Annotated in this window: 24 protein-coding genes, 1 tRNA gene and 1 pseudogene; 16 read left to right on the forward strand and 10 right to left on the reverse strand. The window is 72.9% G+C overall.

Annotated elements, in window-relative coordinates; genetic code table 11:
- The first annotated feature begins 58 nt into the window (after positions 1-58).
- On the forward strand, positions 59-844 hold the full coding sequence (locus IE255_RS13445) for an SGNH/GDSL hydrolase family protein (RefSeq protein WP_190050757.1): 786 nt from the start codon (positions 59-61) through the stop codon (positions 842-844).
- A 61-nt stretch (positions 845-905) separates the two neighbouring features.
- Here IE255_RS13445 and IE255_RS13450 read toward each other — a convergent pair whose 3' ends face one another.
- On the reverse strand, positions 906-1,526 hold the full coding sequence (locus IE255_RS13450; protein WP_190050460.1) for a TetR/AcrR family transcriptional regulator: 621 nt from the start codon (positions 1,524-1,526) through the stop codon (positions 906-908).
- Positions 1,527-1,603: 77 nt separating this feature from the next.
- A pseudogene (locus IE255_RS13455) lies at positions 1,604-2,653 on the reverse strand (Rossmann-fold NAD(P)-binding domain-containing protein).
- A gap of 124 nt (positions 2,654-2,777) precedes the next feature.
- Between IE255_RS13455 and IE255_RS13460 the strand changes: the two are divergent.
- The 12 genes from IE255_RS13460 to IE255_RS13515 all read left to right on the forward strand — a co-directional run bounded on the left by IE255_RS13460 (position 2,778) and on the right by IE255_RS13515 (position 13,821).
- Positions 2,778-4,073, forward strand: a complete 1,296-nt coding sequence (locus IE255_RS13460; protein WP_190050461.1) for an MBL fold metallo-hydrolase — start codon at positions 2,778-2,780, stop codon at positions 4,071-4,073.
- 531 nt (positions 4,074-4,604) lie between these two features.
- A complete protein-coding gene (locus IE255_RS13465; protein WP_190050462.1) occupies positions 4,605-6,752 on the forward strand; it encodes a sensor histidine kinase in 2,148 nt (715 codons plus the stop codon).
- Positions 6,753-6,820: 68 nt separating this feature from the next.
- Positions 6,821-7,252 carry a roadblock/LC7 domain-containing protein gene (locus IE255_RS13470; protein ID WP_031112764.1) on the forward strand — a complete coding sequence of 144 codons (432 nt, stop codon included), beginning with the start codon at positions 6,821-6,823 and terminating at the stop codon, positions 7,250-7,252.
- 2 nt (positions 7,253-7,254) lie between these two features.
- Positions 7,255-7,626: a DUF742 domain-containing protein gene (locus IE255_RS13475; protein WP_114256583.1), complete on the forward strand. Its 372-nt coding sequence runs from the start codon at positions 7,255-7,257 to the stop codon at positions 7,624-7,626.
- Positions 7,604-8,233 (forward strand): GTP-binding protein, encoded by a 630-nt coding sequence (locus IE255_RS13480; RefSeq protein ID WP_190050463.1) that lies wholly within the window; start codon positions 7,604-7,606, stop codon positions 8,231-8,233. Before IE255_RS13475 ends, IE255_RS13480 begins: the two co-directional genes overlap by 23 nt.
- 60 nt (positions 8,234-8,293) lie before the next feature.
- Positions 8,294-8,866, forward strand: coding sequence for a GAF domain-containing protein (locus IE255_RS13485; RefSeq protein ID WP_190050464.1), 573 nt, complete (start codon positions 8,294-8,296; stop codon positions 8,864-8,866).
- 182 nt (positions 8,867-9,048) lie between these two features.
- On the forward strand, positions 9,049-10,077 hold the full coding sequence (tdh, locus tag IE255_RS13490; RefSeq protein ID WP_190050465.1) for an L-threonine 3-dehydrogenase: 1,029 nt from the start codon (positions 9,049-9,051) through the stop codon (positions 10,075-10,077).
- 62 nt (positions 10,078-10,139) lie between these two features.
- A complete protein-coding gene (locus IE255_RS13495) occupies positions 10,140-11,333 on the forward strand; it encodes a glycine C-acetyltransferase (RefSeq protein WP_190050466.1) in 1,194 nt (397 codons plus the stop codon).
- Positions 11,334-11,364: 31 nt separating this feature from the next.
- Entirely contained in the window at positions 11,365-12,267 is a 903-nt protein-coding gene (locus IE255_RS13500; protein WP_190050467.1) for a LysR family transcriptional regulator, read from the forward strand.
- Between the two features lie 46 nt (positions 12,268-12,313).
- Complete coding sequence (locus tag IE255_RS13505; protein WP_190050468.1) at positions 12,314-12,886, forward strand: helix-turn-helix domain-containing protein; 573 nt, start codon at positions 12,314-12,316, stop codon at positions 12,884-12,886.
- Complete coding sequence (locus tag IE255_RS13510) at positions 12,883-13,431, forward strand: GNAT family N-acetyltransferase (protein ID WP_190050469.1); 549 nt, start codon at positions 12,883-12,885, stop codon at positions 13,429-13,431. The genes IE255_RS13505 and IE255_RS13510 overlap by 4 nt, the downstream gene beginning before the upstream one ends.
- Before the next feature lie 30 nt (positions 13,432-13,461).
- The gene (locus IE255_RS13515) at positions 13,462-13,821 is read left to right on the forward strand and encodes an MmcQ/YjbR family DNA-binding protein (protein ID WP_190050470.1); all 360 of its coding nucleotides are present in this window, start codon (positions 13,462-13,464) and stop codon (positions 13,819-13,821) included.
- Between the two features lie 13 nt (positions 13,822-13,834).
- Here the strand turns inward: IE255_RS13515 and IE255_RS13520 are convergent, their stop codons facing one another.
- Positions 13,835-14,746, reverse strand: coding sequence for a transketolase family protein (locus IE255_RS13520; RefSeq protein ID WP_190050471.1), 912 nt, complete (start codon positions 14,744-14,746; stop codon positions 13,835-13,837).
- A 32-nt stretch (positions 14,747-14,778) separates the two neighbouring features.
- Complete coding sequence (locus IE255_RS13525) at positions 14,779-15,477, reverse strand: thiamine pyrophosphate-binding protein (RefSeq protein ID WP_190050472.1); 699 nt, start codon at positions 15,475-15,477, stop codon at positions 14,779-14,781.
- Between the two features lie 138 nt (positions 15,478-15,615).
- Between IE255_RS13525 and IE255_RS13530 the strand changes: the two genes are divergently transcribed.
- Positions 15,616-15,689, forward strand: a tRNA-Pro gene (locus IE255_RS13530).
- Positions 15,690-15,759: 70 nt separating this feature from the next.
- On the opposite strand, the gene IE255_RS13535 is transcribed toward IE255_RS13530, so the two are convergent.
- The 6 genes from IE255_RS13535 to IE255_RS13560 all read right to left on the reverse strand — a co-directional run bounded on the left by IE255_RS13535 (position 15,760) and on the right by IE255_RS13560 (position 20,423).
- On the reverse strand, positions 15,760-16,761 hold the full coding sequence (locus tag IE255_RS13535) for a glycoside hydrolase family 43 protein (RefSeq protein WP_190050473.1): 1,002 nt from the start codon (positions 16,759-16,761) through the stop codon (positions 15,760-15,762).
- Positions 16,762-16,793: 32 nt separating this feature from the next.
- Complete coding sequence (locus tag IE255_RS13540) at positions 16,794-17,321, reverse strand: NUDIX hydrolase family protein (protein WP_190050758.1); 528 nt, start codon at positions 17,319-17,321, stop codon at positions 16,794-16,796.
- 84 nt (positions 17,322-17,405) lie between these two features.
- Positions 17,406-18,218, reverse strand: a complete 813-nt coding sequence (locus IE255_RS13545) for an SAM-dependent methyltransferase (protein WP_190050474.1) — start codon at positions 18,216-18,218, stop codon at positions 17,406-17,408.
- 145 nt (positions 18,219-18,363) lie between these two features.
- Entirely contained in the window at positions 18,364-19,179 is an 816-nt protein-coding gene (locus IE255_RS13550; protein ID WP_190050475.1) for a hypothetical protein, read from the reverse strand.
- 110 nt (positions 19,180-19,289) lie between these two features.
- Positions 19,290-20,033, reverse strand: coding sequence for a response regulator (locus IE255_RS13555; RefSeq protein WP_190050476.1), 744 nt, complete (start codon positions 20,031-20,033; stop codon positions 19,290-19,292).
- 18 nt (positions 20,034-20,051) lie between these two features.
- Positions 20,052-20,423, reverse strand: coding sequence for a DUF4333 domain-containing protein (locus IE255_RS13560; protein WP_190050477.1), 372 nt, complete (start codon positions 20,421-20,423; stop codon positions 20,052-20,054).
- Between the two features lie 155 nt (positions 20,424-20,578).
- Between IE255_RS13560 and IE255_RS13565 the strand changes: the two genes are divergently transcribed.
- On the forward strand, positions 20,579-21,742 hold the full coding sequence (locus IE255_RS13565) for a sensor histidine kinase (RefSeq protein WP_190050478.1): 1,164 nt from the start codon (positions 20,579-20,581) through the stop codon (positions 21,740-21,742).
- A gap of 104 nt (positions 21,743-21,846) precedes the next feature.
- Entirely contained in the window at positions 21,847-22,488 is a 642-nt protein-coding gene (locus tag IE255_RS13570; RefSeq protein ID WP_190050479.1) for a helix-turn-helix domain-containing protein, read from the forward strand.
- Positions 22,489-22,497 lie beyond the last annotated feature (9 nt).

A 22,497-nucleotide genomic window follows, 5' to 3' on the forward strand; every position in this document is an offset into this window, starting at 1 on the left:
ATTCGAGGGTGAATCATGAACGGCTGTGGCAGACGATTCGAAGAACGACAGCAGAGCAGTGATCGGGTCGTACGTGGCGGTGGGGGACAGCTTCACCGAGGGCGTCGGTGATCCCGGCCCCGACGGGGCGTTCGTCGGCTGGGCCGACCGGTTCGCCGTCCTGCTCGCCGACCTCCGGCCCGAGGGCGACTTCCAGTACACCAACCTCGCCGTACGCGGAAAGCTCCTCGACCAGATCGTGGCGGACCAGGTGCCGCGGGCCGTCGACATGGCCCCGGACCTCATCTCGTTCTGTGCCGGGGGCAACGACATCCTCCGGCCCGGCACCGACCCGGACGAGGTGGCCGAGCGCTTCGAGCGAGCGGTCGTACAGCTCACCGCCGTGGCCGGCACGGTGATGGTGACGACCGGTTTCGACACGCGTGGCATGCCGGTGCTCAAGCACCTGCGCGGCAAGATCGCCACCTACAACGGGCATGTCCGGGCCATCGCCGACCGGTACGGCTGCCCGGTGCTCGACCTGTGGTCCCTGCGCAGTGTGCAGGACCGCAGGGCCTGGGACGCCGACCGGCTGCACCTGTCGCCCGAGGGGCACACGCGCGTGGCGCTCCGCGCGGGCCAGGTGCTCGGGCTCCAGGTGCCGGCCGACCCCGAGCAGGAGTGGCCCCCGCTGCCGCCGCGCGGCACCCTCGACATCCGGCGCGACGACGTCCACTGGGCGCGTGAGTTCCTGGTGCCGTGGATCGGGCGCCGGCTGCGCGGGGAGTCCTCCGGGGACCATGTGACGGCCAAGGGGGCGCTGTCGCCGGACGACATCAGGATGCGCATCGCTGCGGTGGCGTGAGAGGGACCTCCGCGGGGAGGGCCGGCTCGGCGGATGCCGACGTGGCCCGCTCCGCGGTGGCCTACTGCCCCGAGGGCGTCAGCGCCTGCCCCTCCAGGCCCAGTTCGCGCGCCAGCGCCTCGTCCGTCCACTGCTGTGCCCGCGCTCGGGACACCGCACCGGCGTAGGACGTCAGCTGGACGGCGAGGCCGTCGAGGAGGGCGGTTAGGCGCAGGGCCGTGCCGTGCGGGTCCGGGCAGCGGAACTCGCCCGCCGCCACGCCCTCCGCGATGACCTCGGCGAGGGCCGCCTTCCACTGCCGGTCGAGGTCCTGGGCGACCTCCCGCAGCGCGGGCTCGCGCAGCGCCGCCGCCCAGCCCTCGATCCACAGCCGCCAGCCCTTGGCCTGGCCCGTGGGGGCGTACCACCGTACGGCCGACCGCAGCCGGCGCAGCGCCGACGTACGGCGGCCGAGCAGCTTGCGCAGCTGGGCGAGATCGACTTCGGCCGCGTGCCGGAACGCGGCGGCGACCAACTGCTCCTTCGTCGAGAAGTGATAGAGCACCAGCGCGTTGCTCACCCCGAGCGCCGAGGCCACGTCGGCGATCCTGACCGCCGCCACGCCCCGCGCCTCGATCTGCTCGATCGCGGCCCGCAGCAGTTCCCCGCGCCGTTCCGCCACGCTCAACCGGACTCTCGTCACGCCGCCACCCTACCCACGCGCATGCGGCCTCCCGGCATGCGGATCCGGCCGGTGGAGGCACGGGGCAGGCGGCTGCCTCAGCGGTACCAGCCGTACCGCTCCGCGATGACCGCCTGCCGGTCCGCCGCGATCGCGTGGGCGGCGGCCCGCGGGGTCGTCCCGTCGGCCTGCGCGCGGGCCGGCACCCGCTCGACCAGGGCCCGCATCGAGCGGCGCGTGTACGCGAACGCCTCCGCGGCGTCCGCGCCGATGTCCCCGAACAGCGTCCACCACCACCAGGCGTTCGTGCCGGAGTTGACCACGACGTCGGGCAGCACGGTCACCCCGCGCGCGGTCAGCAGCGGCTCCGCCTCGGCCGTACGGGCATGTCGGCCGCCTCCACGACCCAGCGGGCGGTGATCCGCTCCTGGTTCCCGGCGTCGACCGCGTACGACACCGCCGCCGGTACCAGCACCTCCGCGTCGGCCGACAGCCAGGCCTCGCCCGGCAGCTCGCGGTCGCCCGGCCGCAGCGCCGAGCGGTCCATGGTGCCGTGGGCGTCCCGCGTGGCGAGCAGCGCCTCGACGTCCAGGCCCGCCGGGTTGGCGATGGTGCCCTTGATGTCGGCCACGGCCACGACCGTGAGCCCCGCGCGCGTGAGAAAGCGCGCGGTGGCCCCACCCATGGTGCCCAGCCCCTGGAGAGCGGCCCGGGTGCCCGCGTACGGCACCCCGGCTGAGGGTCGCCTCGGCGACACCGCAGCCGCCGACCAGCTCGTCCGGGCCGATGCCGTCGACCTCGACCGCGAAGGCGTCGGCGAGCCGCCGCCGGGCCGCGGCCTCGTCGTCCAACAGCGGGTACACGGCCTGGATCGAGGAGACCAGCCCCGCCTCGGCGGCGGCCCGGTCCACCAGGTCCTGCGTGAGCCCGAGGTCCTCGCCCATCGTCCAGCAGCCCTCGCGGTCGTAGTGCAGGGCCTCCTTGGCGGTCATGCCGCGGGCCAGGCCGGCGACCTCCTCCAGGGTGCAGCCGGGGCGCATCCGCAGACCGCTGCCGGTGACACCGCGCACCAGCCGGTCGACGACCAGGAAGCCCTGCCGGCCGGTGAGGTGGTCGGTCCAGGTGAGGGACAGCAGGGGGCCGGCCATGCGAAGTCCTTCGCAGGTTACTGAATCATCGGTCAGTACCGTCCTAGGTGGGGCCCCTGCGCACCGGTGTTGTCGGAGGGGCCGACCATAATGGAAAGCCTGACCGACTCCACCTGGAGGTACCGTGGCCGGTTTCCGTTCCCCGAGTTCCGGGCTCCGCGCGTTGCGGCCCGGGGCGTTCGGCGCCGACCCACGGGGCGAGCGCATGGCACGCATCCGCAGATCTCCCCATTTCAAGGACGGGGTCTTCCAGAACCCCGGTGGCCCCGCGCGGACCCGGCCCTCGGGCTCGGCCCTGGACTTCGCGAAGGTCTTCTTCGACAAGGAGACCCGTCCCCGCCGCGCCCCGAAGGGCACGGTGCCGGTGCACGCCACCACCCTCGCCGACATCACCCGGCCGCCGGCCACCGGGCTGCGCCTGACCTGGATGGGGCACTCCAGCGTGCTCGCGGAGATCGACGGCCGGCGCGTGCTCTTCGACCCGGTGTGGGGCGAGCGCTGCTCCCCGTTCCCCTTCGCCGGGCCCAAGCGGCTGCACCCGGTGCCCCTGCCGCTGGCCGCGCTCGGCCCGGTCGACGTGGTGGTCATCTCGCACGACCACTACGACCACCTGGACATGCCCACCATCAAGACCCTGGCCGGCACGGACACGCTGTTCGCCGTGCCGCTCGGCGTCGGCGCCCACCTGGAGCACTGGGGCGTGTCCGCCGACCGGCTGCGCGAACTGGACTGGCACGAGGCGGCGAAGATCGGCGGCCTCACCCTGACCGCCACCCCGGCCCGGCACTTCTGCGGCCGGGGCCTGCGCAACACCCAGCACACCCTATGGGCCTCCTGGGTCGTCGCCGGTGACGAGCACCGGATCTACCACAGTGGCGACACCGGCTACTTCGACGGCTTCCAGGAGATCGGCGCCGCGCTCGGGCCGTTCGACGCCACGATGATCCAGATCGGCGCGTACTCCGACTTCTGGCCCGACATCCACATGACCCCCACCGAGGGCATGCGCGCCCACCTCGACCTCCAGGGCGGACCGGAGCACGGCCTGATGCTGCCGATCCACTGGGCCACGTTCAACCTGGCGACGCATCCGTGGGCCGATCCGGGCGAGGGGACGCTCGCGGCCGCCCGCGCGGTGGGCGCCCGCGTCGCCCTGCCCCGCCCCGGCGAGCCCTTCGAGCCCACGGCCGAGACCGTCCCGTCCGAGCCGTGGTGGCGCGGGGTGGCGCTCGCCCCGGCGGGTGGCCGGCCGGCCGGTGGCGGGTCGGTCGGTGGCGGTCCGGTCGGGGAGGCCCTCGCCGACGCCACGATCAAGACCGTCTCGGACGCGGCAGCCGTGGCCCAGGCCGACACGGTGCGTGACGGCCGGGGCGAGGCGGCCAAGGGCACCGAGGACCCCGAGACGCTCCCGGCGGGCTGACCCGGGACGCACGGCAGACGGACGGCGAGGGCCGGGGAGCGCGAGGCTCCCCGGCCCTCGCCGTCTCCGTGTGACCGCTTCTGACCAGGTCGGATCGGAATGTTGTCGTCCATGGCCGGATGCAGGGCGGGGTTATCGGTCTGTCGTACGAGACCTCATACCAGAGCGGGACGCTCACCGTATGAGTTTGTCAACTGCCCACCGCACATGATGCGCTGGTGACTACTGTCAGTGTCCGTCGGGAAACAGGCGGATCAGGGAGCGGGGGGCCGGTACGTGCAGGCGCAAGGCGGACGAGGGAGTCGACGCGAGGAGGATCCCCGCTGCCCGCGCACCACCGACACCGGCACGGGTGCAGCCCTCGCCTCCGCCCCGGAACGGCACCCGGACCCCGGACGTGCCGGCGCCGGACGGCAGCGGGGCGAGTCCGGGCGGACGGCCCGAGGCGCGCGGAAACGGCCACGCGAGCCGGGCCGTACCACCGCAAGCCCCCCTGGCACCCAGGACCGACGGACCAGTACGAGGACACCGATGTCTCACCTCCGCGCCCCGGCCGCACGCGCAGACCGCCGTGAGGGCGGGCGGCACGGGCGGCCGGCCGCCCGCACCGCGACCGCGCTGCCCGAGGCCCACATACGGCCCCAGCTGCTGCGTCTGGCCGTGCTGCCGCCCGTCGCCGTCGCCCTCAGCGGCTGCGCCGCCGTCCTCTTCACCGTCCGGTCCACCGGAGCGCGGCCGGGCCTGACGCTGTGGGCCGTGCTCGCCGGCGCGGTCTTCGTGGCCCTCGTCGGCATCGCCGTCGCCGCGGTGGCGGCCAACCGGACCGCCCGGTCCGTGCACGACCGCGTCGGCGTGCTGCGCCGCGCCACCGCGCGGCGCGAGGCCGACCTGCGCGCACTGGTCGAGACCCTGCGCCGCGGCGACGGACCGCCGCAGCACAGTCCGCAGAGCCCGCGCGGCGGCGCCGCCGAGGACGCCGACGACTTCGAACTGCTCTCCTCCGACCTGGCCCGCGCGCACGACGGCGCCGTCACCGCCGTCGTCCAGGCCTCACAGCTCTCCAGCCAGGCGGGCAGCGAACAGAAGCTCGAGGTGTTCGTCAACCTCGCCCGGCGGCTCCAGTCCCTGGTGCACCGCGAGATCTCCATCCTCGACGAGCTCGAGAACGAGATGGAGGACCCCGACCTGCTCAAGGGGCTCTTCCACGTCGACCACCTCGCCACCCGCATCCGCCGCCACGCCGAGAACCTCGCCGTGCTCGGCGGGGCCGTCTCCCGCCGGCAGTGGAGCAACCCGGTCTCCATGACCGAGGTGCTGCGCTCGGCCATCGCCGAGGTCGAGCAGTACTCCCGCGTCAAGCTGGTGCCGCCGATCGACGGCACCCTGCGCGGGCACGCCGTCGCCGACGTCATCCACCTGCTGGCCGAACTCGTCGAGAACGCCACGGTGTTCTCCGCCCCGCACACCCAGGTGCTGCTGCGCGCCAACCTCGTCACCTCCGGGCTCGCCGTCGAGGTCGAGGACCGCGGGCTCGGCATGCCCCTCGAGGAGCAGACGCGCATGAACGCGCTGCTCGCCGACCCGGACCAGGTGAACGTCGCCCGGCTCCTCGCGGACGGCCGCATCGGGTTGTTCGTGGTCTCGCAGCTGGCCAGGCGGCACGGCATCACCGTCCGCCTGCAGACCAACATCTACGGCGGCGTGCAGGCGGTGCTCGTCGTGCCGCAGGCGCTGCTGGGGGCGGAGGCGGGGGCGCCCGGCGGTGCGGTGCGGCCGCAGGGCGGCGGTACGACGACGGGTTCCGAGCGTCCGGCCGTGCCGATGCGGCAGGCGGGGCGCGACGGACGCCATGGGCAGCACGGACAGCCTTCGGCTGGGGTCGAAGGCGTGTCCGGAGGGCCGTCGTCTCCGGCCGAGGGAACCGTGTCCGGCTTCTCAACCGTGGCGGTTCCCGCCTCCGGGACGCGGTCCTCCGCCTCGCCCGCGGCGTCCGCCGTCCCGCCCGCGGCACCCCTCGCGCCCGAGGGCCTCCGGCAGGAGGCCGAACCGGCCCCGGGCGGAAGCCCGAAGAACGGCCGGCCCGCGCCGCTGCCCGTGCGCGGGGCCCGTCGGGAGCGGCCCACTCCGGCCGAGGCCCGGCCCGGCATCAGCCCCGACGACCGGCGCGTCCTCGACGAGAACGTGACGGCGCCGCCCACGCCCCGCAACGGCGCCGTGCGCGGCACCATGGGCAAGCCCCAACTGCCCCGCCGCCGCGCCCAGGAGCACATCGCGCCGCAGCTGCGCGACGGACCGACTCCGCGTCAGGACCCCGAGTACCTCGTCAGCCACGATCCCGGTCTCATGGCGGCCTTCCAGCGGGGCATCAGCCTCGCCGAGGCCCAACAGAACATGGAGGCCGGGAACATGGAGTGGGGCGACATGACGGATCCCCACACGGCGTCTGCGCACATGGAGCCTTCGCGCGTGGAGTCTTCCCACAGGGAGCCGACGCACATGGAGCCTCGGCACGCGGAGCCGAGGCACATGGAGCCGACACACGTGGAGCGGACGCACACGGAGTCCGCCCACAGGGACCCGATTCCCCTCCAGCCGGTCCACGCCGAGCGCGACGGTGCGACGACGTCCCGCCCCGACCACACCACCACCCGGCACGACGGGAGCGCACCCGCCGGATGACCACCCCCGTTTCCACCCCCACCCCCAGCGCTCCCGCAGACCTTCGTACCCCAAGGAGTCGATCCACCATGGCGAGCGATGCGCCGACCGCCCATGTATCCGATCTCGACTGGCTGATGAGCGGCCTCGTGCAGCGCGTGCCGCACACGACCGCCGCGGTGCTCCTGTCCTGCGACGGACTCGTGAAGTCCGTGCACGGCCTCGACCCGGACAGCGCCGACCACATGGCCGCCCTGGCCTCCGGCCTGTACTCCCTCGGCCGCAGCGCCGGCGTCCGCTTCGGCGACGGCGGCGACGTACGGCAGGTCGTGGTCGAACTCGACTCGACCCTGCTGTTCGTCACCACCGCCGGCTCCGGCACCTGCCTCGCCGTGCTCGCCGGCCGCGAGGCCGACGCGGCCGTGCTGGGTTATGAGATGGCGATGCTGGTCAAGAGCGTCCGCCCGTACCTGGTGACCGCTCCCCGGCAGTCCGTCGAATCCCCGGCGATGAGGCCTTGAGCGTGACGGCGGCCGGTGACGGGCCCTGGCTCGACGACGCGGCCGGGCGGCTGGTGCGCCCGTTCACGGTCAGCAACGGCCGCACCCGTCCCACCGTCGCGCTCGACCTCGTGTCGCAGGTGATGGCCACCGGGGCGACCCCCCTCGGCTATCTCGGCCCCGAACACGCGGAGGCGCTCGAGCGGTGCCGTGTGCCCGTCGCGGTCGCCGAGGTGGCCGCCCATCTGAAACTGCCGGTGGCCGTCACCAAGGTGCTGCTGGCGGACCTCGTCGACTGCGGGGCGCTGACCACCAAGCCCCCCGCGTTCCACCACAACCCGACGGACCGGGCTCTTCTGGAGGCAGTGCTCGATGGACTACGACGACAGCTCTGACTACGCCGACGGACCCGGCCGCGGCGCCGACCCGTTTCCCACCGCGCTGAAGATCCTCGTGGCGGGCGGGTTCGGCGTGGGCAAGACGACCTTCGTCGGCGCGGTCAGCGAGATCGCGCCGCTCAGCACGGAGGAACTGCTCACCACCGTCAGCGCCGCGACCGACAACCTCGACGGCATCGAGAACAAGGTCGAGACGACCGTGGCCATGGACTTCGGCCGCATCACGCTCGACCCGGAGCACGTGCTCTACCTCTTCGGCACGCCCGGCCAGGAACGGTTCTGGTTCATGTGGGACGAGTTGTGCGAGGGAGCGCTCGGGGCGGTCATCCTCGCCGACACCCGCCGCCTCCAGGAGTGTTTCGCGGCCGTGGACTTCTTCGAGCAGCGCGGCCTCGGATTCATCATCGCCGTCAACGAGTTCGACGGTGCCCACCGCTACGACCCCGAGGAGGTGCGCGCGGCGCTCGACCTGACCGACGAGGTCCCGGTCGTGTGCTGCGACGCCCGGATCTCCAGCTCCGGGGTCCAGACCCTGCTGACCCTGGTGCGCCACCTCATCGCCCACGCGCCCGCCCCCGCGACGGGGTATGGCGCCCACATGTGATCCCCCAACACCCCCAGGGAGACCGTATATGACCCATGCCCACACCCCCGGAGCACGCCCATGAGCTACGACCCGCCGCGCCCGGCCGGTCGTCTGCTTCTCACACCCGAGGACAAGGAGGCCCCGGCCCGCGCCCGCCGACTGCGCGGGCTGGGCCTGGGGGAGCGCCCCGTACCCGCACTCGACACCTTCGCGCACCGCCTCGCCGAACTGACCGGGGCGCCGTACGCCATGGTCAACTTCCCGGACGAGCAAGGGCAGTTCTACGCGGGCCTGTACGTCCCGGCCGTCGCGCCGGTCGTGCGGAGCGACGGCACCAGCCCGCAGCTCGGCCGTGCGCTGCCCCGCGACCATGGCTTCTGCCCCCATGTGGTGGCGCGCCGCAAGGCCCTGGTCCTGGAGGACGTCCACGACTATCCGCGGTTCGCGGGCAACCCGGTGGTCGACGAGTTCGGCATCCGCTCCTACCTGGGAGCACCGCTCATCGACGGCACGGGCCTGGTCCTGGGCACGGTCAGTGTCGCCGACGTCGAGCCCCGGCCGTGGGGGAAGCCGGGCCTGACGGCCATCAAGGAGCACGCCGCGCAGCTCGTCGTGGAGCTGGAGGGCCGGGACGGCCTGCTGCCCTACTGAACGCCCCGGGTTTCCGATGTGCCCCCTGAGGGTGTGAAGGAAAGCTGAGGCGGCGCTTAAGAAATCCTCGATGGACCGGTGCGGCCGCCGTACGGCAGATTGCAGTGCGATCCCACTCCTCTCCCGGCCCAGGGGCTCCTTCGGTATGCCCGGAGCCGGGACTCACCCCAGGAGCCGTAGCGGTGAAGGCGCTGGTCAAACAGAAGGCGGAACCCGGGCTGTGGCTCGCGGACGTCCCGGAGCCCGCCGTCGGGCCGGGCGATGTGCTGATCAAGGTGCTGCGCACCGGCATCTGCGGCACCGACCTGCACATCAGGGCCTGGGACGGCTGGGCCCGGCAGGCCATCCGCACCCCACTCGTGGTCGGGCACGAGTTCGTCGGCGAGGTCGTCGAGACGGGACGCGACGTCACCGACATCGGCGTCGGCGACCGGGTGAGCGGCGAGGGCCATCTGGTGTGCGGGAAGTGCCGCAACTGCCTGGCGGGCCGCCGCCACCTGTGCCGGGCCACCATAGGGCTGGGCGTGGGCCGGGACGGCGCGTTCGCCGAGTACGTGACCCTGCCCGCCGCCAACGTCTGGGTGCACCGGGTGCCCGTCGACCTGGACGTGGCCGCGATCTTCGATCCCTTCGGCAACGCGGTGCACACCGCGCTGTCCTTCCCGCTCGTCGGCGAGGACGTCCTGATCACCGGCGCGGGCCCGATCGGCCTGATGGCCGCCGCCGTGGCCAAACACGCCGGCGCCCGCCACGTCATGATCACCGACGTCAGCGAGGAGCGGCTGGAGCTCGCGCGCAAGATCGGCGTCAGCCTCGCGCTCGACGTCTCCGGCGCCACCATCGCCGACGGGCAGCGCACGCTCGGACTGCGCGAGGGCTTCGACATCGGCCTGGAGATGTCCGGCCGCCCCGAGGCGCTGCGCGACATGATCGCCAACATGACGCACGGCGGCCGCATCGCGATGCTCGGCCTGCCCGCGCAGGAGTTCCCCGTCGACTGGGCCCGGATCGTCACCTCGATGATCACCCTCAAGGGCATCTACGGCCGCGAGATGTTCGAGACCTGGTATGCGATGTCCGTGCTGCTGGAAGGCGGCCTCGACCTCGCGCCCGTGATCACCGGCCGGTACGGCTTCCGCGACTTCGAGGCGGCGTTCGCCGACGCGGCGAGCGGCCGCGGCGGCAAGGTCATCCTCGACTGGACGGCGTAACTCCCTGCCTCCTCCAGCACTGCGCAACTCCCTTTCTCCGCAAGCACTTTAGGAGCTTCCTGATGTTCGACTCCGTGCGCGACGACCTGCGCGCCACCCTCGACGAGATCCGCGCCGCCGGCCTGCACAAGCCTGAGCGGGTGATCGGCACCCCGCAGTCCGCCACCGTGAACGTCACCGCGGGCGGCCGCCCCGGCGAGGTCCTCAACTTCTGCGCCAACAACTACCTCGGCCTCGCCGACCACCCCGAGGTGATCGCCGCCGCCCGCGAGGCGCTGGACCGCTGGGGCTACGGCATGGCCTCCGTCCGCTTCATCTGCGGCACCCAGGAGGTGCACAAGGAACTGGAGGCGCGGCTGTCGGCGTTCCTCGGGCAGGAGGACACGATCCTGTACTCCTCCTGCTTCGACGCCAACGGCGGCGTGTTCGAGACGCTGCTCGGCCCGGAGGACGCGGTGATCTCCGACGCGCTCAACCACGCGTCGATCATCGACGGCATCCGCCTGTCCAAGGCCCGCCGCCTGCGCTACGCCAACCGCGACCTCGCCGAGCTGGAGGCCAGGCTCAAGGAGGCGTCCGACGCGCGGCGCCGGCTGATCGTCACCGACGGCGTCTTCTCCATGGACGGCTACGTGGCCCCGCTGCGCGAGATCTGCGACCTCGCCGACCGCTACGACGCGATGGTCATGGTCGACGACTCGCACGCCGTCGGCTTCGTCGGCCCCGGCGGCCGCGGCACGCCCGAGCTGCACGGCGTCATGGACCGCGTCGACATCATCACCGGCACCCTCGGCAAGGCCCTCGGCGGAGCGTCCGGCGGCTATGTCGCCGCCCGCGCCGAGATCGTCGCCCTGCTGCGCCAGCGCTCCCGGCCGTACCTCTTCTCCAACACGCTCGCCCCGGTGATCGCGGCGGCCTCGCTGAAGGTGCTCGACCTGCTGGAGTCGGCCGACGACCTGCGCGTCCGGCTCGCCGAGAACACGGCCCTCTTCCGCGGCCGCATGACCGAGGAGGGCTTCGACGTCCTCCCCGGCGACCACGCCATCGCCCCGGTGATGATCGGCGACGCGGCGGTGGCCGGCCGCATGGCCGAACTGCTGCTGGAGCGCGGCGTGTACGTGATCGGCTTCTCGTACCCGGTCGTCCCGCAGGGGCAGGCCCGGATCCGGGTCCAGCTGTCGGCCGCGCACTCCACGGACGACGTCAACCGCGCGGTCGACGCCTTCGTGGCGGCACGGGCGGAGCTGGACGGCTGAAAACAGCCGGTGACCTGAGAGAATCGATCGCATGATCGAGGCGCGGCGGCTCCACATCCTCCGTGCGGTGGCCGACCACCGTACGGTGACGGCGGCTGCCGCCGCGCTGTACCTGACCCCGTCGGCCGTGTCCCAGCAGCTCGCCGCGCTGGAGCAGGAGACCGGCCACCGGCTCGTCGAGCGCGGTGCGAAAGGCGTACGGCTCACCCCGGCGGGCGAGATCCTGCTCAACCACACCAACGCGGTCCTCGCCCAGCTGGAGCGGGCCGAGGCCGAGCTCGCCGCGTACAGCTCGGGAGCGGCGGGCACCGTCACGGTCGCGTCCTTCGCGACCGGGATCGCCCTGGTCGTGGCGCCCGCGGTGGCCCGGCTCGCCGAGTCGGCGCCCGGCATCCGGATCCGCGTCCAGGACGCCGAGGGCGACGCCAGCCTGCCGATGGTGCTGGACCGACAGGTCGATGTCGCCGTCGCCGTCGAGTACCGCGGCGCCCCGCCCGCCGACGACCCCCGGCTGGCCCACGTGCCGCTCTACGCCGAGCCCTTCGACGCCGTCGTTCCCGTCACCCACCGCCTGGCCGACGCGGCGGAGGTCCCGCTCGCCGAGCTGGCCAAGGACTCCTGGATCGGCCCGTACCCCGGCAACCCCTGCCACGACGTGGTGGTCCTGGCCTGCGAGAACGCCGGCTTCCAGCCCCGCATGGAGCACTCCTCGGACGACTTCCGCGCGGTCGTCGCCCTCGCCTCGGCCGACGCGGGCGTGGCCCTCGTACCGCGCTCGGCGCTGCGCGGCATGGACCTCGCCGGGGTGGTCGTCCGCCCCGTCGACGGCACGGCCCCCACCCGGCGGGTCTTCGCCGCCGTACGCCGGGGAGCCGAGGAGCATCCCCTGATCCGCCCGGTGCTGGACGCGCTGAGCGCGGCGGCCCCGGTGTGAGGACTTCTTAACGCGCCTGTCTCGAATCCGGGATAGCGTCCCGAATATGAGAAGCGATGACCTGGACCCCGTCGACACCCGGCTGGGCGCACGCCTGGCCGAGCTGCGGGCCCAACACGGCTACTCCCTGGGGGAGTTGGCCGACCGCAGCGGAGTGAGCCGGTCCACCCTCTCCCGTGCCGAGCGGGCCGAGATCAGCCCCACGGCCTCGCTCCTGAACCGCCTGTGCGCCGTCTACGGGCGGACCATGTCCCAGCTGCTCAGCGAGGTCGAGGCCGAGCCGGCACCCGTGGTGCGCGCCGCCGACCAGCCCCTCTGGCAGGACCAGGCCTCCGGCTTCGTACGGCGGTCAGTGTCGCCACCGCACTCCGCCCTGCGCGGCGAACTCGTCGAGGGACGCCTGACCGCGGGCGCCGACATCGCCTACGACCGACCGCCCCTGGCCGGCCTGGAGCAGCACATCTGGGTGCTGGAAGGGGCTCTGGACGTGACCGCGCAGGACACCGAACACCATCTGGGCAGCGGCGACTGCCTGCGGATGCGCGTGTGGGGTCCGACCCGGTTCCGGTGCGCCGCCCCCGAGGGCGTCCGCTACCTGCTGGCGGTGGTGCGGCCGTGATCCGGCTGGATGCCACTCAACTGCTGCGTGACGGGACGTTGGCGGACCTGCTGACCGACACGGTGAACGGCGGGGCGTCGGTCGGCTTCCTCGCCCCGCTCCACCGTGCGGAGGCCCTGGCCTGGTGGGAGGAGCGGGCCGCCGACGTGGCCGCCGGCCGGCTCGCCGTCTGGGCGGCGTACGGCGGCGACCGAGTGCTGGGCACCGTGAGCCTGGCCTTCCCCGACAAGGCCAACAGCCGCCACCGTGCCGAAGTCGTGAAGCTCATGGTGCGTCCGGAGGCCCGAGGGCAGGGACTCGGACGCAGGCTCCTGGCCACCGCGGAGGGCGCGGCCGCGGCGGCCGGTGTCACCCTGCTGCACCTGGACACCGAGACCGGCAGCCCCGCCGAGCAGCTGTACCGGTCCGCCGGCTGGACCGCGATCGGCGCCATCCCCGACTACGCGGCGAGCCCCGACGGAGTCCTGCGGCCGACGACGATCTACTACAAGCACGTACCGGCGACCTCCTCCCAGCACGTATCGGCAACCACTCTCACCAGGTGATTGTCAGTGGCAGCCGATACCGTGCCTGCCATGCCGGATGCCGAAGACGTACGACGTATCGCCCTGTCCCTGCCGGACACGACGGAGAAGATCGCCTGGAGCATGCCCACGTTCCGGGTCGCGGGAAAGATGTTCGCCACGCTGCCGGAGGACGAGACGTCCATCGCCGTGCGCTGCCCCAAGGAGGAGCGGGACGAACTGGTGCTCGCCGAGCCGGGAAAGTTCTGGATCGCGGACCACGAGGCGCAGTTCGCCTGGGTCCGGGCCCGGCTCGACGCGCTGGAGGGCGAGGGCGAACTGCGGGACATCCTCGCCGACTCCTGGCGCCAGGCGGCCCCGACCCGGCTCCTGGAGGCGTACCCCCGGCTGGGCCTCCCGGCGGGGGAGTGACCCCTTCCGGGTCTCACGCGGGAGCCGCCGCCCCGACGAAGCTCCCGATGCGCCCCCGCAGCGACCGGGCGTCGAGGCCGTGGGCGGCGACATGCTCCTCCAGCTGCCCGTACCGCCGCAGCTCACGGCGGCCCACCCCCAGCCCGAGCACCCGGTGCGGCACATCGGACAGCGCGTCGTTCGCCGCGGCCGTCGACGTGCCCGCGAGGTAGGGCTCGACCAGGACGACGTCCGTCCCCGCAGTCCCGGTGGCCCGGTGCAGGGCGGCCCCGTCGAAGGGGCGGACGGTCGTCGCGTAGAGCACGGTGACGTCCAGGCCCTCGGTGGCGGCGAGCACCGCGTCGAGCATCGGCCCGACGGCGACCACGACACCGGAGCGCCCCTCGCGAACGGTGTGGAAGCGCTCCCCGTCGACGGGGAGGGCCCGCCCGTTGGACTGGAGGGACAGCCGTACGTACACCTTGTCGTCGCCCGCGGCGACCGCGTGCCGCAGCAGTGTCTCGGCCTCGTCGGGGTGGCCGGGCACATGGACGGTCCAGCCGTCGAGGGTGTCGAGCAGCGCCACGTCGCCCGGCGCCATGTGGGTGTAGCCGCCCGCCGGCCAGTCGAAGGAGGCAGCCGCGCTCACCAGCACCGCGCCCGCGTCCTGGTGCCCCAGGTCCAGCTTGACCTGCTCGAAGGGCCGCTCGACAAGGAAACTGGCGAAGGTGTGCACGACGGGCCGCAGCCCGGTCAGCGCCAGCCCCGCCGCGGCCCCGACCAGGAGCTGTTCGCGGATGCCGACGTTGACGACCCGGTCGGGATGGCGCCGGGCGGCCTCGGCGAAGCCGTCCGTGCCGATCTCGGCGAGAACCACGGCGACCCGGGGATCCTCGTCGAGCAGCCGCGAGACGACAGGGGCGAAACGGTCACGCATGGTGTCCATGGGGTGGGGATTCCTTTCCGGTCGGTCGGGGGTCAGGCGGACTTCGGCTCGACCTGGGCCACCACTACGTGCGGCCGGCCCGGGTGCGGTGCGGTGAAGGCGGTGTACAGCGCCTCGTGGTCACGGCCGTCGACGGTCAGCGCGGACCAGCCCGCGGCCTCGAAACGGGCGGCGATCCCGCCGGGCCGCGCGTAGGTCGCGGAGGAGTTGTCGACGACGACCGTGTGCAGCCGGTCGAGTCCGGCCGGCCCGGCGAAGGCGATCGCCTCGTGGTTGCTGCCCTCGTCCAGCTCGGCGTCCCCGATCAGCGCCCAGACCCGTGGCTCGTCCAGCCCCTGGGCGCGCAGCCCCAGTGCCGTACCGACGGCGATCGGCAGCCCGTGCCCCAGCGAACCGCTGCCGATCTCGGCCCCCGGCACGAGCGTGCGGTCGGGATGGTGCCCGAGCGGGGAGTCGTACGAGCCGAAGCCCGGCAGCCACTCCACCGGCAGGAAGCCCTTGGCGGCCAGGACGGCGTAGTACGCCATCGGTCCGTGCCCCTTCGACAGCAGGAACCGGTCCCGCTCCGGGTCGGTCATCCCGTCCGGGCTCACCCGCAGCACCCGGTCGTAGAGCACCCACAGCACGTCCAGCGTGGAGGTCGCGGCCGGGCCGTGCTTCTCGTCGCCGGTCATCAGACCCATGAGTTCCGGCAGGTCGGCGTAGGTGTACGTGAGTGTCGTGTTGGTCATGGACACGAGCGTGCAACCTCAACCAATCTTGAGGTCAAGGGGGGAGGGGTCGGGAAACGGATGCGCGATCACCGGCGCGAGTGCGGTATTGTTTCCCTGCGCGTTCGGCCAGGGGAAACCCCCAGGTCAGATGGGCAACGGGACGTGGCGCAGCTTGGTAGCGCACTTGACTGGGGGTCAAGGGGTCGCAGGTTCAAATCCTGTCGTCCCGACAGAATCGATCAGCGGGTCTGCCGATATCGGCAGACCCGCTGATTGCTGTGCGGCGGCCGTCCGTCCGGTTCAGCCGCCGCTGTCCAGATCGTCGCGCCGGCGCAGGATCTCCAGTTCGTGGCCGTCCAGCCGCATCTCGTACAGCTTCCCGCGGGCGTTCTCGAAGGGCCGGTGGAGGATCATCATCAGCCGGCCGTCGAAGGTGTGGAACAGCATGCCGTGGCCGCTGTCGTCGCGGACCAGCGGCCGGTGTTGCCGCCAGGGGCCCGTGAGGTCCCCGGATTCCGACACGGCGTACGTCTGCACATAGCCGCCGCTGACCGTGCCGTCCTCGCCGGGCGTGTTCTTCTCGTAGGTCGACCACAGCATGAGCAGGGACCCGTCAGGGGTGCGGTACAGCTGAGGGCCGTCGGTGATGTACGGCGGGAGCTGGTGCGGTACGCCGGCGGGGATCTGCTCGCCGGTCCAGGGCGCGTCCGAGGCCTTGAAGAGGTAGACCGGGTCGCCGACCGTGCGGGACAGGTCCGGGGTCAGCCGGATCGCCTCCATCGTGCCGTCGATGGTCTGGAGCCACTCGTGCGCGTACACCATCCAGGGCTGCCCGGCCGGGTCGACGTACAGCGTGCCGTCGAGGGTCATCAGGTGCTCGGGCGGGACGGGCCGGGACGGGTCGAGGACCGTGAAGGGGCCGAGCAGTGAGTCGGAGACCGCCGTGATCGTGCCGCGCATATGGGTCGGGGTCCGGAACGGCACGCCCCACCGGTTCGGCGGCGGGACCGGAAGCGGCCTGGCCTCGTTGTGCAGCGTCGTGAACAGGTAGTACCTGTCGTCCCACGCGTGCACCTCCGGTGCCCACGCGCCGTCCGTCGCCCAGATGCCCTCCTGCTCGGCGGTCAAGAAGACCACGACGGGGCTCGTCCAGTCGCGCAGGTCGCGGCTGCGGTAGACCATCGTGCCGGTGCCGGCCACACCTGACACGGCCGGGACGTTGGACGTGTACAGGTGGTACGTGTGCGTCGCGTCGTCGGCGACGACGAACGGATCGTGCAGCGGCATGTCGGCAAGCCGCATCGGCGAAGGTCCCTTCGGCAGCGCCTAGCCGGTCAGATCACACAGCCCGCGTGCGCCAGCGCCTGCTTCAGCAGTACCCCGTGCCCGCCCGGCATCTCGCTCTGCACCGCCTCCGACAGAGCCTCCTGCGGACTGAACCACACCAGGTCCAGCGCGTCCTGCCGGGGCCGGCAGTCGCCCGTCACCGGCACGATGTAGGCGAGGGACACCGCGTGCTGGCGGGGGTCGTGGTACGGCGTGATGCCCTGCGTCGGGAAGTACTCCGCGACCGTGAACGGCTGGAGCGAGGCCGGGACGCGGGGCAGGGCGACCGGGCCGAGGTCCTTCTCCAGATGGCGCAGCAGGGCGTCGCGGACGCGCTCGTGGTGCAGCACGCGGCCGGAGACCAGTGTCCGGCTGACCGTACCGTCGGGTCCGATGCGCAGCAGCAGGCCGACGCTGGTGACTTCGCCGCTGTCGTCGACGCGTACCGGGACGGCCTCGACGTACAGGATCGGCATGCGGGCGCGCGCCATCTCCAACTCGTCGGAGGACAGCCAGCCGGGCGTGGTTTCGGTCATGTCAGACATCGCTTGATCATACTTTCAGCCGTTCGGACTTCCTGGGTAGCCGCTCCAGGAGAACTGTGACCGGCCCCACGCGCGTCAGGGCTTCACGGCCACCGCGCCGTACTGCGGCACCAGCACGGCCGAGCCGGGCTCGGCGCGCCACTGCCCGCACGACACCATGCCCGGTTCGAGCAGCTCCAGGCCGTCGAGGAACGCGGCGATGTCCGCGCCGCCGCGGGCCGTGATCGGGGGAGTGGCGTTCTCGTTCCAGAACTTCATGGCCGGGATCTGGCCGGCGCCGCCGAGCTCGTCGTCGAAGGTCGGGTGGGTGAGGACCAGGAAGCTGCCGGAGGGGACCGCGGCCATCACCCGGCGCACGATGTCCAGGGCCTTCTCGGTGTCCAGGACGAAGTTGAGGATGCCCAGCATCATCACGGCGACGGGCCGGGTCAGGTCGAGAGTGTGCCCGGCCCGTTCAAGGATGGCGTCCGGGTCGTGGACGTCGGCGTCGATGTAGGCGGTGGCGCCGTCGCTGGTGCCGGTCAGCAGGGTGCGGGCGTGCGCCAGCACGATCGGGTCGTTGTCGACGTAGACGATCCGTGCGTCGGGTGCGATCCGCTGGGCGATCTCGTGGGTGTTGTCCGCCGTCGGCAGGCCAGTGCCGATGTCCAGGAACTGCCGCACTCCGCGCTCGCCGGCCAGGAACGACACGGCCCGGCCCAGGAACTCCCGGTCCGCCCGGGCGATGTCCCGGATGATCGGGAACATGCCGGCGACGTGCTCGCCGACCTGCTGGTCGACCTCGTAGTTGTCCTTGCCGCCGATCCAGTAGTTCCACACGCGCGCGTTGTGCGCCACACCGGTGTTCAGTCTCGCCGACCCGCTCGGCGGGGTGTGGCTCTCACTCACGTCTCTTCCTCTCCTCGCACGAGCGACCGAAACCGGCCATCGCCGCCATTGTGCCGCTCCGATGATCACGCTGTCCCGGGAATCGGCAGAGGCGGTGGGGCCGTCGGTGTGCGGCGGGGGAGCGCCACGGGGCCTGTGGCCCGGTTCAGTTGGGGCTGGCGGCGGGTGTCCGGCCGGCGAGGACGTCCTCCAGGCGCTGGGTGCCGAGCCGTGCCGCCTGCCCGGTGGAGTCCTGCTCGTCCCCGTCGAGCCCGCCCGCCGTGACGGTGATCGCGTTGTTGCCGACGCGTACGGCGGCGACGTCCAGGGTGAGCGTGGCCTCCGTGCCCCCGATGGGGCCCCGCACCGTCACGCGCAGGCCCTCACGGGCGTCGCCCACCTTCGGCAGCGAGGCGTCGACGACCTGGACGGTGCGCTGGTCGCGGCCGTCGGTCACGGTGAACTCGTCGCACTCCTGCGGCAGGCCCGCCATCCAGTTCAGGGACTCCTGCGGGTCGGTCCGGTCGTAGGAGGCGACCTGGTACAGCAGGCGCGAGTCGCCCTGTGTGAAGCCGCGCAGCGCGGACACGCCCGACGGCCTGCCCAGCAGATCGTCGTCGAAGAGGGAGTCCAGGAGCCGTTGGCAGTCGGCGGCCTGGGCCTTGGCGGTGAGGAAGTCGGAGACGTCCACCCTGCCGATGAGCAGGCTGTCGTGCCAGTTCTGGACCTCCGTCTCCTTCACCTGGGTCCAGTCGTCCTCGATGTCGGCCTCGGTGATCAGCGCCGTCCGCGCGCCGCCCTCGCTGAGGGTGGCGGCGGGGGAGGGGGTCTGCTGCTTCCCGGCGACCTGTGACGCGGTGACGCCCGGGACGCGCGAGCCGTCCTCGCCGCCGTCGTCCGAGCAGGCGGCGGTGGCCAGCAGCGTGCCCGCCGCCAGTGCGCAGGAGAGGACGCGGGCGAGCCAGGTCGGACGACGGGCCATCGGGAGTGCCTCCTGAGAACGTGACGCGTGTCCTCAGCGCACCACCGGCACCGACGGCCCACCACCGGCACCGGACTGTTCGGGTGAGCGCCACCCAGGGTGCGGACGCCTCACGCTTCGGCCCGGGCGTGCCCGTTCTGCCATGCCCAGGCCGCGATCTCGACGCGGTTCCGGGCGGCCAGCTTGACCTGGACGCTGGACAGGTGCGCCTTGACCGTGGAGAGGGAGACGTACAGTTCGGCCGCGATCTCGGCGTTCGTGCGGCCGAGGGCGACCAGGCGGACCACGTCCAGCTCGCGTTCGGTCAGCGGCTCCTGGAGCGGGGCCGAGGGAGCCGGGGACACCGGCCGCGCGGGACGGTCGGCGGGCGTCGCGGCCGCGGTGACGTGCTTGAGCAACCGGACCGTGACCGACGGGGAGACCAGCGAGTCGCCCGCCGCGGCGGCGCGGACGGCCTCCGCGAGGAGGGTCGGCCCGGAGTCCTTGAGCAGGAAGCCGCAGGCGCCCCCGCGCAGCGCGCCGTACACGTACTCGTCGAGGTCGAAGGTGGTGACCACGACCACCCGCATGGGGTCGGCGACCTCGGGCCCGGCCAGCAGCCGGGTCGCCTCCAGGCCGTCCAGCTTCGGCATCCGGATGTCCAGCAGGCACACGTCCGGGCGCTCGCGGCGGGCCAGCGCCACGGCCTCCTCGCCGTCGCGGGCCTCGGCGACCACGGTGATGTCCGGCTGGGCGTCGAGGAAGAACCGGAATCCGGTGCGGACCATGTCCTGGTCGTCCGCGATGAGCACCCGGATGGGAGCGCCGGAGCGGCCGGCGGCGCCGGACTGGCCTGGTGGGACGGGGGTCGTCATGGCTCGATCATGCCTCGGTCAGCGCTCGAACTTCCAGGTGACGGAGTGACTGTCGGCCTTCACGACACGCACCGGAATGTCGACGGCCCGCCCGTCGCCGCCCTCGCCGGTACAGGTGATCATCGCCCCGGCCACGGCCTTCAGGCCCCTCGGGCAGGACACGTGCGAGACCTCCTTCCCCACCCAGGGCAGCGCGTGGTACCTGCCCTCGGTGCGGCCCGCGACCACGTTCGCCGCCAGGGCCCGGTGGCCGTCCACGGTCACGGAGGTGTACCTGTCCAGCTCGCTGGTCGACTCGGCGCCGGCCAGCAGATGCGTGCCGACGGCACCGACGGCGACCAGGGCGACCGCGCCGCCGACGACCGAGACGAGGAACTTGTCGCGCTGCATCGGGAACTCCTGCCGATCCGGAGGGTGGTGGACGTGGCTCCACCCTCGCCCGGGGGCCCGGGCGCGCGCCTCGGCCGAACGGCCACACCCGCAGGCCGGGCCCTCGGCCGATCGGCCGATCCCGCCGGCCAGGGGCCTCGCATACCGTGATCCGCATGAGATCCACCTCTCCACGGGGCTGCGTGCGGGGCTTCGGCGTCGGCTTCCTGGTGGCGGCCTCGGCCTACGACCTGCTGATCGCGGGCGGGTTCGGCCACGCCCCCTGGCCACCGGCGGCGGTGCTGCTCGCCGGGCTCGCCGCCGTGCTGTGGCCGGCCGGCCGCAGGCCGCGATGGCTCACCCCGCAGCTGCGTACCGCCGTACCCGCCGCGGTCTCCGTGCTCTTCACGACCGGGGTGCTGCTGGCCGGATACACGAAGGTGCCGTCCGGGCCGGGCGAGGTGCTGATCCTGCTCAGCCTGCTGTTCGTCGCCGTACGCCACTGCCCGTGGCCCTGGGCCCTGCTGTGCGGGGTGCTCGACGCGGTCGCGCTGCTCCTGCTGCCGGTGCGGTACTTCCGGTCGCTCGACGAGGAGGTGCTCGCCTTCTCCGTGGTCGGCCTGGTCCTGGTCGGGATCACCGCCGGGCTCGCCGGATACCTGCGCTCCCTGGACTACCGGCGCACCGTCGCGGTCGGCGAAACCCGCCGCGCCGAACGCGTCGCCATCGCCGCCGACCTGCACGACTTCGTCGCCCACCATGTCACCGGGATCCTCGTGCAGACCCAGATGGCCCGCATGATGGCGGCCCGGCAGCCGCAGGACCTCGACCCCGTCCTGGCCGGCATCGAGCGGGCCGCGACCGAGGCACTGGCGTCCATGCGGCGCACCGTGGGCGTGCTGCGCGACACGGGGCCCGAGGCCGCCGACCGCCGTCCCGTCGGCGACCTGGCCGGCATCACCGACCTGGTCGAGGGCTTCGCGAGCCCCGGCCAGAAGGCCGTCCTGCATCGCGACCCGGCGGTCTGCGACGACCTGCCGCACGAGGTGCAGGCGGCGGCCTTCCGGGTCGTGCAGGAGGCGCTGACCAACGTACGGCGGCACGCGGCCGACGCCACGGAGGTCACCGTCCGCCTGGCCTGTCCCGGCGACCGGCTGGAGGTCACGGTGGCGGACGACGGCCGCGGCGGCACCCAGCTCCCCGAGGCCGCCCACGGCGGCGGCTTCGGCCTCGTCGGCCTGCGGGAGCGGGTCACCGCGCTGGGCGGCACCCTGCACGCAGGGCCGCGGGCGGGGGCGGGCTGGCAGGTGACGGCGACCTTCCCGGTCGGCAGGGCGTGAGGCGAATTCCGGGCTCTCTGGCGTGGCGCGCGGCGCGGGCTGTTCAATGAAGCTGCGGCTGTTCAGTGAAGCTGCACACGCCGCCCCGTGGAAAGGAGCCGCCCGTGTCTCCCGCCGTCGTGCCGCCCGTCGGCGCGCGCATCCGGCAGGCGCGCCTGGAGCGCGGGACGAGCCTGCGCGCGCTCGCCCGGGAGATCGGCGTGTCGGCGAGCCTCGTGTCGCAGATCGAGACCGGCAAGAGCCAGCCGTCCGTCAGCACGCTGTACGCGATCACCACGGCCCTCGGGATCTCCGTCGAGTCCCTCTTCGACGCCCGTGAGGCCACCGGAGCGACGGCGCTCGCGGCGGGGCAGGGCACCGTCCCGCACGCCCTCGCCGCCTTCGCCCCCGACCCGGGCCGCCGGATCGGCCCCCTGGTCGGCGCGGGCGAGCGCGAGACGCTGGAGCTGGACTCCGGGGTCGTATGGGAGCGGCTCGGGCGGGTGCCGGGCGCGGATGCCGACTTCCTGCTGGTGACGTACCGGCCCGGCGGCGCCTCCTCCGGCTCCGGCGCGCTGATGCGGCACGCGGGCACCGAGTACGGCTATCTGACCTCCGGCGAACTGATCCTCACCCTCGGCTTCGACGAGTACACGGTCCGGCCGGGCGACTCCGTCTGCTTCGAGTCGACGACACCCCACCGTTACCGCAACGATGGAGAGGTACCCGCTGTGGGCGTCTGGTTCGTGTCCGGCGATGTTCAGTGACACTTGACA

This window comes from Streptomyces lomondensis, assembly GCF_014651035.1.
Lineage (GTDB): Bacteria > Actinomycetota > Actinomycetes > Streptomycetales > Streptomycetaceae > Streptomyces > Streptomyces lomondensis.

Bases quoted from the DNA above. Each gene is read 5' to 3' on its own strand.
- IE255_RS13465 (WP_190050462.1), top strand. From the start codon at position 4,605: ATGTCTCACCTCCGCGCCCCGGCCGCACGCGCAGACCGCCGTGAGGGC.
- IE255_RS13470 (WP_031112764.1), top strand. From the start codon at position 6,821: ATGGCGAGCGATGCGCCGACCGCCCATGTATCCGATCTCGACTGGCTG.
- IE255_RS13480 (WP_190050463.1), top strand. From the start codon at position 7,604: ATGGACTACGACGACAGCTCTGACTACGCCGACGGACCCGGCCGCGGC.
- IE255_RS13485 (WP_190050464.1), top strand. From the start codon at position 8,294: ATGAGCTACGACCCGCCGCGCCCGGCCGGTCGTCTGCTTCTCACACCC.
- IE255_RS13495 (WP_190050466.1), top strand. From the start codon at position 10,140: ATGTTCGACTCCGTGCGCGACGACCTGCGCGCCACCCTCGACGAGATC.
- IE255_RS13500 (WP_190050467.1), top strand. From the start codon at position 11,365: ATGATCGAGGCGCGGCGGCTCCACATCCTCCGTGCGGTGGCCGACCAC.
- IE255_RS13505 (WP_190050468.1), top strand. From the start codon at position 12,314: ATGAGAAGCGATGACCTGGACCCCGTCGACACCCGGCTGGGCGCACGC.
- IE255_RS13515 (WP_190050470.1), top strand. From the start codon at position 13,462: ATGCCGGATGCCGAAGACGTACGACGTATCGCCCTGTCCCTGCCGGAC.
- IE255_RS13520 (WP_190050471.1), bottom strand. From the start codon at position 14,746: ATGGACACCATGCGTGACCGTTTCGCCCCTGTCGTCTCGCGGCTGCTC.
- IE255_RS13525 (WP_190050472.1), bottom strand. From the start codon at position 15,477: ATGACCAACACGACACTCACGTACACCTACGCCGACCTGCCGGAACTC.
- IE255_RS13535 (WP_190050473.1), bottom strand. From the start codon at position 16,761: ATGCGGCTTGCCGACATGCCGCTGCACGATCCGTTCGTCGTCGCCGAC.
- IE255_RS13540 (WP_190050758.1), bottom strand. From the start codon at position 17,321: ATGACCGAAACCACGCCCGGCTGGCTGTCCTCCGACGAGTTGGAGATG.
- IE255_RS13550 (WP_190050475.1), bottom strand. From the start codon at position 19,179: ATGGCCCGTCGTCCGACCTGGCTCGCCCGCGTCCTCTCCTGCGCACTG.
- IE255_RS13555 (WP_190050476.1), bottom strand. From the start codon at position 20,033: ATGACGACCCCCGTCCCACCAGGCCAGTCCGGCGCCGCCGGCCGCTCC.
- IE255_RS13560 (WP_190050477.1), bottom strand. From the start codon at position 20,423: ATGCAGCGCGACAAGTTCCTCGTCTCGGTCGTCGGCGGCGCGGTCGCC.
- IE255_RS13565 (WP_190050478.1), top strand. From the start codon at position 20,579: ATGAGATCCACCTCTCCACGGGGCTGCGTGCGGGGCTTCGGCGTCGGC.